The organism is Clostridia bacterium, assembly GCA_017620395.1.
Lineage (GTDB): Bacteria > Bacillota > Clostridia > Oscillospirales > RGIG8002 > RGIG8002.
Genome location: JAFZQJ010000025.1, coordinates 1 through 7,940 on the forward strand (window position 1 = coordinate 1; position 7,940 = coordinate 7,940).

At 59.1% G+C, this 7,940-nt stretch carries 7 protein-coding genes; 2 read left to right on the forward strand and 5 right to left on the reverse strand.

What is annotated here, in order from left to right:
* Window positions 1–243: 243 nt before the first annotated feature.
* The 5 genes from J5441_05035 to J5441_05055 all read right to left on the reverse strand — a co-directional run bounded on the left by J5441_05035 (window position 244) and on the right by J5441_05055 (window position 4,806).
* Window positions 244–1,290 (reverse strand): Gfo/Idh/MocA family oxidoreductase, encoded by a 1,047-nt coding sequence (locus tag J5441_05035; protein ID MBO4934514.1) that lies wholly within the window; start codon window positions 1,288–1,290, stop codon window positions 244–246.
* Between the two features lie 710 nt (window positions 1,291–2,000).
* A complete protein-coding gene (locus tag J5441_05040) occupies window positions 2,001–2,828 on the reverse strand; it encodes a serine acetyltransferase (protein MBO4934515.1) in 828 nt (275 codons plus the stop codon).
* A 111-nt stretch (window positions 2,829–2,939) separates the two neighbouring features.
* Complete coding sequence (locus J5441_05045; protein MBO4934516.1) at window positions 2,940–3,632, reverse strand: hypothetical protein; 693 nt, start codon at window positions 3,630–3,632, stop codon at window positions 2,940–2,942.
* Between the two features lie 162 nt (window positions 3,633–3,794).
* Window positions 3,795–4,631, reverse strand: a complete 837-nt coding sequence (locus J5441_05050; GenBank protein MBO4934517.1) for a hypothetical protein — start codon at window positions 4,629–4,631, stop codon at window positions 3,795–3,797.
* 31 nt (window positions 4,632–4,662) lie between these two features.
* Window positions 4,663–4,806 carry a hypothetical protein gene (locus tag J5441_05055; protein ID MBO4934518.1) on the reverse strand — a complete coding sequence of 48 codons (144 nt, stop codon included), beginning with the start codon at window positions 4,804–4,806 and terminating at the stop codon, window positions 4,663–4,665.
* A gap of 270 nt (window positions 4,807–5,076) precedes the next feature.
* Here J5441_05055 and J5441_05060 point away from each other — a divergent pair, with 270 nt between their 5' ends.
* Window positions 5,077–6,078, forward strand: a complete 1,002-nt coding sequence (locus tag J5441_05060; protein MBO4934519.1) for a phosphodiester glycosidase family protein — start codon at window positions 5,077–5,079, stop codon at window positions 6,076–6,078.
* A gap of 4 nt (window positions 6,079–6,082) precedes the next feature.
* The gene (locus J5441_05065; GenBank protein ID MBO4934520.1) at window positions 6,083–7,597 is read left to right on the forward strand and encodes a hypothetical protein; all 1,515 of its coding nucleotides are present in this window, start codon (window positions 6,083–6,085) and stop codon (window positions 7,595–7,597) included.
* Window positions 7,598–7,940: the final 343 nt, after the last annotated feature.

The window sequence follows — 7,940 nt, forward strand, 5'->3', positions numbered from 1 at the left end:
AGGCAATTTGCTCCTTAACTGACGCGAAGCGTCAATATCACTGCGGCGAAGCCGCAATATCACTATCGCGGAGCGATAATATCACTGACGCGAAGCGTCAATATCACTGCGAACGAAGTTCGCCCGTGGGATTCCTCGTCGGCGCGTTCGCGGCTCCTCGGAATGACAGAACGCGAGTAGTGCAAAAAAGCAGCCCCTTCGCGTGAAGGGGCCGCCCGAAAGCTTCCGCTTATTCAAACTCTCTTATTCAAACGTGACCGCTTCGCCGGTCTCGGCGGACTTGAACGCCGCTTCCATTATCCGCATGACGTAGAGCGCCTCGTCCGGCTTGACGAGCAGCTCCTTCGCCTCGCCGTCGATGACGGCGGCGACGTTGCGGTAGAAGTCGCGCCAGTCGGGCCACTGCTCCGGTATCTCCAGCTCCTCGAGGGTGTCCTTCGGGCGCGGGGACATCGTGCGGGTCGGGCCCGCGGCGGTGTGCAGGATGACGGGAGTCCACTCGAACTCCTCCTTGGTGGCGCGGACGACCTTGCCGGGCTTGCCCCAGGTGTCTATCTGAAGCGCTCCCTTGCTGCCGCAGACGTACCAGCGCGGCATCTGGATGAGGTTATAGGTGCCGGTCTCGATCTGGAGCGTCGGCCCTTCCTTCATTCTTATAATGAGCTTGAAGTAGTCCTCGACCTCCCGCGTCTTGATGCTCGCCATAGTGCAGAAGACGCTCTCGACCTTGCGGCCGAAGAGGTGGATGAGCTGGTCGATCTGGTGCACGCCCCAGTCGAGCATCATGCCGCCGCCGGCGACCTTGAAGGCGCGCCAGCCGTACATCGCGCCGTTCTGCCCGTGGACGCGGCTCTCGACGGTGAAAAGTTCGCCGAGCAGATCCTGATCTATCGCGCGGCGTACGATGTCGAGGTCGGCGTCCCAGCGGCGGTTCTGGTGGATGGTGAAGACCTTGCCGGCGCGTTCCGCCGCCGCCGTCATGTCGAGCAACTCCGCGCTGCTCATCGCGACGGGCTTCTCGCAGACGACGTTTTTGCCCGCTTCGAGCGCGGCGACGACCATATCGTGATGGAAATTGTTCGGCGTTGAGACGAGGACGACGTCGAAGGAGTCGTCCGCGAGGAAGGCTTCGAGCGTTTCGTAGGCCTTCAGCCCCTGCTCCCGCGCGACCTTCAGGCGCTCGGGGTCGACGTCGTAAACGGCGACGTAGTTGACCGGGGTCTCCTTCGCGTGCTCATAATGCCAGCTCCCCATGCCGCCGAAGCCGATTATTCCGCCCTTGTGTGTCATATATCAAGCACTCCCTCTTCAATATATTGTATTATATGTGAAAGTATACCACCGCCGGTTGTATTTGGCAATAGGTATTTGCGAGTTTGAGGCTGTTTTTTGAAAAAAGACCGCAGCCGCGCACGACGGCGCGTGGTTGTCCGGGGTGAAACGACCGTAGGGACGAGCATTGCTCGTCCGGCATTGACGCGAAAGCGCCGTGTTCGTGTCATCCTGAGCGGAGCGATGCGAAGCATCGCGCCCGTAGGGACGAGCATTGCTCGTCCGCGCAGTCACGCTGAACGCCGTGTTCGTGTCATCCTGAGCGGAGGCGAAGCCGCAGCCGAAGGATCTTAAAGACGAGCCATCCGCAAATAAAAAAGTGTGCGAAAGAAAACGAAGGGTTACCCGCGATTTCTACCGCACACTTTCCCTTTTACAATGCCGGTTCCGACAAGATCCTTCGACTACGTGACGCTGACGCGTCACTTCGCTCAGGATGACAAACGACAACGTGAGATCCTTCGGCTCGCTTCGCTCGCTCAGGATGACAACCCCTCCGGCGGCGCTTCCCTCCCTCCGTCTTATTTCGGCTCTGCCGAAATAAGACACCTCCCTCGTCTGAGGGAGGTGCTCAAAGCTCCTGCTTATCTTACAAAAATACTTTTATACTGCCTATTTGCCTGCCGACGACGACAAGCCGCAAAGGGCCGAAAAGACCCGATCTGATTCTACAGAAATACTTTTATGCTGCCTTCAGATTCTTCATTATGTTCCTTCTCCGCGACGCGCTCATGCGCGGCGGTGACGGTCTTGCCCGCCGGGACGGAATGTGTCAGCCAGACGTTGCCGCCGATGACGCAGCCGTCGCCGATGGTGGTGTCGCCGCCGAGGATGGTCGCGCCGGCGTAGATGACGACGTTGTTGCCGATGTTCGGATGGCGCTTGACGCCCTTGACGAGGGAGCCGTCCGGCGCGACGTCGAAGCTCTTTGCGCCCAGCGTTACGCCGTGGTAGAGCTTGACGCGGTCGCCTATCACGGTCGTTTCGCCGATGACGACGCCGGTGCCGTGGTCGATGAAAAAGTATCTGCCGACGGTCGCGCCCGGGTGGATGTCGATACCGGTACGCGAGTGGGCGTATTCCGTCATCATGCGCGGGAGCATCGGCACGCCGAGGGCGTAAAGCTCGTGAGCGACGCGGAAGACGCTCATCGCCTCGAACGCCGGGTACGCCGTGATTATCTCCTCGCGGCAGGTCGCGGCGGGGTCGCCTTCGTAGGCGGCGACGAGGTCGGTCTCGAGCAGCTCGCGCACCGCGGGCATACGCGCCATTAGCGCGTCGGTGATCTCCCGACTGTCGTTGCGGGAAGCGGCGGCTCCCGCTCTGCACGGCAGGTCGCAGACCTCCGGCAGCAGCTCCGCGAGGAGCGCGCGGGCGCGCAGTTCCGCCGCGGCGACGGAAGCGCCGTCCGACGGGCCGAACACCTCGGGGTATATCACGCCGCGGAGCGCGTTCAGCAGCTCCGGCAGCTTCGTTTTAAGCTTAGCGTAGTTCATGGGGTACCTCTGATATGCTTCTCTTATATATCATATAATGAAGAAAGCGTTTGGGTTCCGGTTGAAAAAAACAGGGCGGCGCGTTGACGCACCGCCCCCCTGTTTGCGGAATTACTGCTGCGCGACGGGCATCTGGGAGAGCATGGCGGTGCGCTGCTCGATCATGCCGCGCACGTCGCCGGAGATCGCGATGACCGCCTGGTCGTCCTTCTTCTCGGCGGCGACGCGGAGGTCCTTGATGCGCGAAACTATCTGGCCCTCGATGCCGAGGACTTCCTCGCGGCTGAACGCCGGAGTCTGAGAAAGCGCGAAGGCGGCGGCGTTGACGGCGTCGCGGGCTTCGCCTTCACGGGCGCGCTTGATGGCGTCGGCGAGCAGGTCGCCGGCCTTGTTGACGAAGACGCCGGGGGCGACCTTCTCCTTCTCCGCTTCGTCGGCGGTGGCGCCGGCGATGAGCACTACCAGCGCGAGCGTCGCGTAGATCACGAAGAGGACGAGCTGAACGAGGAACGCGGCCTTCCATCCCTCCGGATTGAAGAGGATGAAGATCAGGCCGACGATGAACTCAATGCAGAAATAGAACATCGAGACCGTGGCGAGCGGGAATCCGAAGATCTTGTCGCTCTTCACGCCGCGGACGATCAGCGGGCTGAATATCATCAGCAGATAGGAAAGATGGATCGCGCCGTAGGAGATCCAGCGGGATGCGTTCGCGCCTTCGTGGCCTCCGAGCAGGAAGAACATCGCGTTGAACAGCACGAGGAAGAGCGAAAGCAGTATGATTATAAGAACTCTCTTTTTCATTATTTTTCCTCACATTTCCCGCCGCGTGCGCGGCGACGTTTTTCTACAACTTATATATTACATCGTTCGGAAAAATTTGTCAAGATATTTATACGGGACCGAGCCCGATCGGCGGCGGCCGTACGCCTTCATTGCATCGCCTGCGCTTCGGGGGAAAAGGCGTTATCCGAGTCCGAGGGCTCTGCGAAGTATGGCGAGCGCGTCGGCAATAGTCAGTTCGTTGTATTCATCATCGCCCTCGTCACAGGCGTATGAAGCAACGAGGCGCCCGATGAAATCCGGTTTATCCGGATCGCGTATCCACCAAACGTTGAGATACGGATCGCTCATGACGTCTTCGCTGTCAAATGACTGCGGTATATCGCAGGCAAGAACATACATGCGTAGCGCGAGAAGCGCATCCGAGACAGTAACTTCTCCGTCGTCGTCCACGTCGCACGGAAGAAACGTCCGCACATTTATCACACCACGGCTTGTATAATAACTCATTCTTTTCCAGCAGATCGCTTTTATCTGTGAAACACCTCGCGATTTCCCTTCAATCTCAGCTTTGTACATATATTCCGGAGTATAATACTCAAACGAAACGTCTTTATCGGTAAACCCGTACCCATGGTAGGCTATGTATCCGGGGGATCTGTCAGCGATCTCTTCATCTTCCAACACAGTAGGATCCGAGGCATAATCAGACGGCCACGCAGCTTTATGTGCATCAGAAAAATCAACGACAGACGGATCGCTTGCGCGCCAAAGAGAAAAACAGCTGATGCTTTCGCCGTCATGATACAGTTCCGGACCGGTACCTCCCAGAACAAGATGGTATTCAATATCTTTAATTTTTATGCTGAGCCTTTCTCCGACCGGAAGGTAAACTGTTTCCGTTTCATTCTCAAAGTGCACCTGTAACACAGTATCGAGTGCATATGCCGGCAAGGCGGCGCATCCGATAAAAAGCGATATCAGTGCTGCCAATGCAATAGTTTTATTGACAATCCTCATATCATTCGCCCCCCTTAAAACCCGCAAATCATTATATAAACTCAACTTGTGTTAAATAATACAAGTCATCAGGAACAACGCTTATTACATGGCTTTGAGTGATAGTGCCGACCCCGACATGATAATTAATTATCAACTGCGCATCTGTTTGAGTCACATCTCCATCGTGATCCACATCCGCCGCCATTTCAAATTAGTTTGCTATATTACATATTATTATAACAGCGTTGTTAAAAAATAGCAATCATAATTTGTTTTTCGGAGTTTGCAAAAGCAGCGGTGCGCGTACGTACCGTTATGCCGATAACGATTGATCCGGCGGCAGACTTAGCGCCGCGCGGGCGCGGCGAGGAGCAATTTCCTCTTGCCTTTTGAGGCGTATTATATTATAATAGTAAACTACGGAAAGAAACCGCGGGCGCTTGCCCGCTTCACGGGGTATATGATGGAAGAAACGAAAGAAAAGAAAAAGCATCCCGTTCGTAAAATAGTGCTTCGCTCGCTGCTCTGCTTCTTCACGGCGGTAATACTCGTTCTCGCCGGAGGGCTGGGCGGCCTCGCCATACTCCTTCGCGGTCCCTCGCCGACGGCGCGGGATCTTTTCGTCGTGTCCATGGCGGAAACGAGCATGGGCATAATATTCCCCAAAATATTCTGCTCGAACGAGGAGATCGAGGCGATAAAGGCGGCGAACACCGTCGTGCCGACCGACGACTCGGTCGACCCCTCCCTCGTGCATACCGATATCGACAAGCAGCAGGAGCCTATCGTTATCGAAGAGGTCTCCGGCTCGACCTATAAGGGCAAGATAATGCTCATCGCCGACCCCTCGCGCGTGAAGGTCGCCGTGCGCGGCGAATTCAGCGAGACCGCCAAGGGCAAGAGCGTCAAGCAGATGGCGGAGGAGAACGGAGCGATAGCCGGCATCAACGGCGGCTGGTTCTACGACCCCGACGGCATGGGAACCGGCGGCCTCCCCGTCGGGCTGGTCATCAGCGGCGGCAAGCTGCTCTACGGCAACCTGAACGAAAAATACGAGGTCATCGGCTTCGATAACAACAACGTGCTTTTCACCGGCTGGATGACGGCGAAGAAGGCGCTCGACAGCGGCATACGCGACGCGGTCTGCTTCGGGCCGTCGCTGATAGTCAACGGCGAGCCGATAATGATAAAGGGGCTCGGCAGCGGACTCAATCCGCGCAGCGCGATCGGCCAGCGCGCCGACGGCACCGTCATCTTCCTCGCGCTTGAAGGCCGCCGCGCAAGCAGCCTCGGCGCGACGCTGAACGACGTCATCTCCGTGCTGATGCGCTACGGCGCGGTCAACGCCGCCAACCTCGACGGCGGCATGTCCTCGATACTCTACTACAACGGCGAATATATCACCGAAAGCGCCGGCATCGGCGGCAATCCGCGCGTCATCCCCGACGCGTTCATAGTCGTTTGAGGGGGTGGACGCTACGGACGAACTGAACGAACTGAAGAAGTTGTATTTTAATGAAGAAGAACGGCAGGACGCCGCGCCCGAACAGGCCTCCCCTGTGCAAGGGGAGGTGCCGCCGGAGGCGGCGGAGGGGTTGTCGCCTGCTCCTTCTGTCATCCTGAGCCCGCAGGGCGAAGGATCCCCCGCCGACAGCAGCCGTGCGGAAGAGGAAGGGGATTCCTCGTCGGAGGCGTTGCCTCCTCCTCGGAATGACAGCGCCGGCGGCGCGGCGGCGCCCGACTCCCCCGCGCCGGAAGCCTCCCCTGTGCAAGGGGAGGTGCCGCCGGAGGCGGCGGAGGGGTTGTCGCCCGCGCCTTCTGTCATCCTGAGCCCGCAGGGCGAAGGATCCCCCGCCGAAAGCAACCGTGCGGAAGAGGAAGGGGATTCCTCGTCGCCTTCGGCTCCTCGGAATGACAGCGACGCCGACTCCCCCGCGCCCGAAAAGAAAAAGCGCCGCTGGCCGCGCTTCTGGAAAATATACGCCATCACCGTCGCGGTAGCCGCGATGCTCATCTGCGGACTGCTCGGCTTCTTCCACGTCTTCCTCAGGGAATACGAGGAGACGCGCCCGCTGAACGCGGCGAAGGAAGCCGTCATCGCGCTCGCCAAAGGCGAGAACAAGCCCGGATTCGTGCCCTCCGACGCGACCGAGTTCGACGCCGCCGTCGACGTCGCCGCCGCATTCGCGGAAGCGGGCGGCACCGCGAACGCCGAGATAGTGGAAAAGGTCGGCATCTCCACAGAGGAGGTACCCGTCTACTCCGTCCGCGAGGGCGGCAAAGAGATATGCCGCCTGCGGCTGAAGCCCGCCGAAAAGCGCCGCTTCTTCAAGACCTGGCAGGCGGACGGCTTCATCTTCGGCGGCGACAACGCGATCGACATAACCGTGACGGGCGACACCGTGCTGAAGCTCAACGGAGTGGAGGTCGGCGAGAACTATATCGTCGAACGCGACGCGGCGCTGCCCGGCTACGAGGACTTCGCGGATATAACGCCGAAATGCGTGCGCTACTGCGTCGAAGGGCTCCGCTTCAAGCCGGTCGTCACGCTCGAAAATCCCTACTGCTATCCGAACGCGGAGTTCAAAAACGGCTTCTGGACCGTGACCTACCGCGGCGCGGAGAACAACCGCGCGGACGCGGTCAATATCGCCTACTCCGCGGCGAAGGCGTACGTCACCTACGCTTCGTCAAAGAATTCGCCTCTCGCGCCGCTCGACAAGTGGCTCATCCCCGGCAGCACGCTGCGCGCGAGGGTGCTCTCCTTCGACCGCAGGTACTTCGCGCGGCACGACAGCGCGGAGTTCAGGAATATGGAGGACCTCGACTTCTCCATCTACGGCGCGGACGAGTTCTCCGTCAAGCTCAGCTTCGACTACGTCATGCGCTACGGCAAAAAGGAACAGACCGACAAGACGGTCATAACGCTCTATATGCTCCGCTGGAACGGCGAGTGGAAGCTCTCCGACGTCGCGGTTGAATAAACGCGCCGCCGAAGGCGGTTAAAAAGCTGCGAGCAAAGCGAGCATCATAACTGCCGCCGCAGGCGGCAATACCACTATGCGAAGCATAATACCACTGACGCGGAGCGTCAATACCACTATCGCGGCAGCGATAATATCACCGCCGACGAAGTCGGCGCAATTCCCGCGCCTCACGCGTTGGCTCCCCTGTGCAAGGGGAGCTGTCGAGACCTGCGAAGCAGGGCGAGACTGAGGGGTTGTCGGCTTCCTCAAAGCGAGCGCTTGATTGCACAACCCCTCCGTCAGTCGCTCCCTGCGGTCGCGCCTGCCACCTCCCCTTGCACAGGGGAGGCGTTGGCGCCGC

Excerpts from the sequence above, each read along its gene's own strand:
- J5441_05035 (MBO4934514.1), bottom strand. The coding sequence starts at position 1,290 with ATGACACACAAGGGCGGAATAATCGGCTTCGGCGGCATGGGGAGCTGG.
- J5441_05040 (MBO4934515.1), bottom strand. The coding sequence starts at position 2,828 with ATGAACTACGCTAAGCTTAAAACGAAGCTGCCGGAGCTGCTGAACGCG.
- J5441_05045 (MBO4934516.1), bottom strand. The coding sequence starts at position 3,632 with ATGAAAAAGAGAGTTCTTATAATCATACTGCTTTCGCTCTTCCTCGTG.
- J5441_05050 (MBO4934517.1), bottom strand. The coding sequence starts at position 4,631 with ATGAGGATTGTCAATAAAACTATTGCATTGGCAGCACTGATATCGCTT.
- J5441_05060 (MBO4934519.1), top strand. The coding sequence starts at position 5,077 with ATGGAAGAAACGAAAGAAAAGAAAAAGCATCCCGTTCGTAAAATAGTG.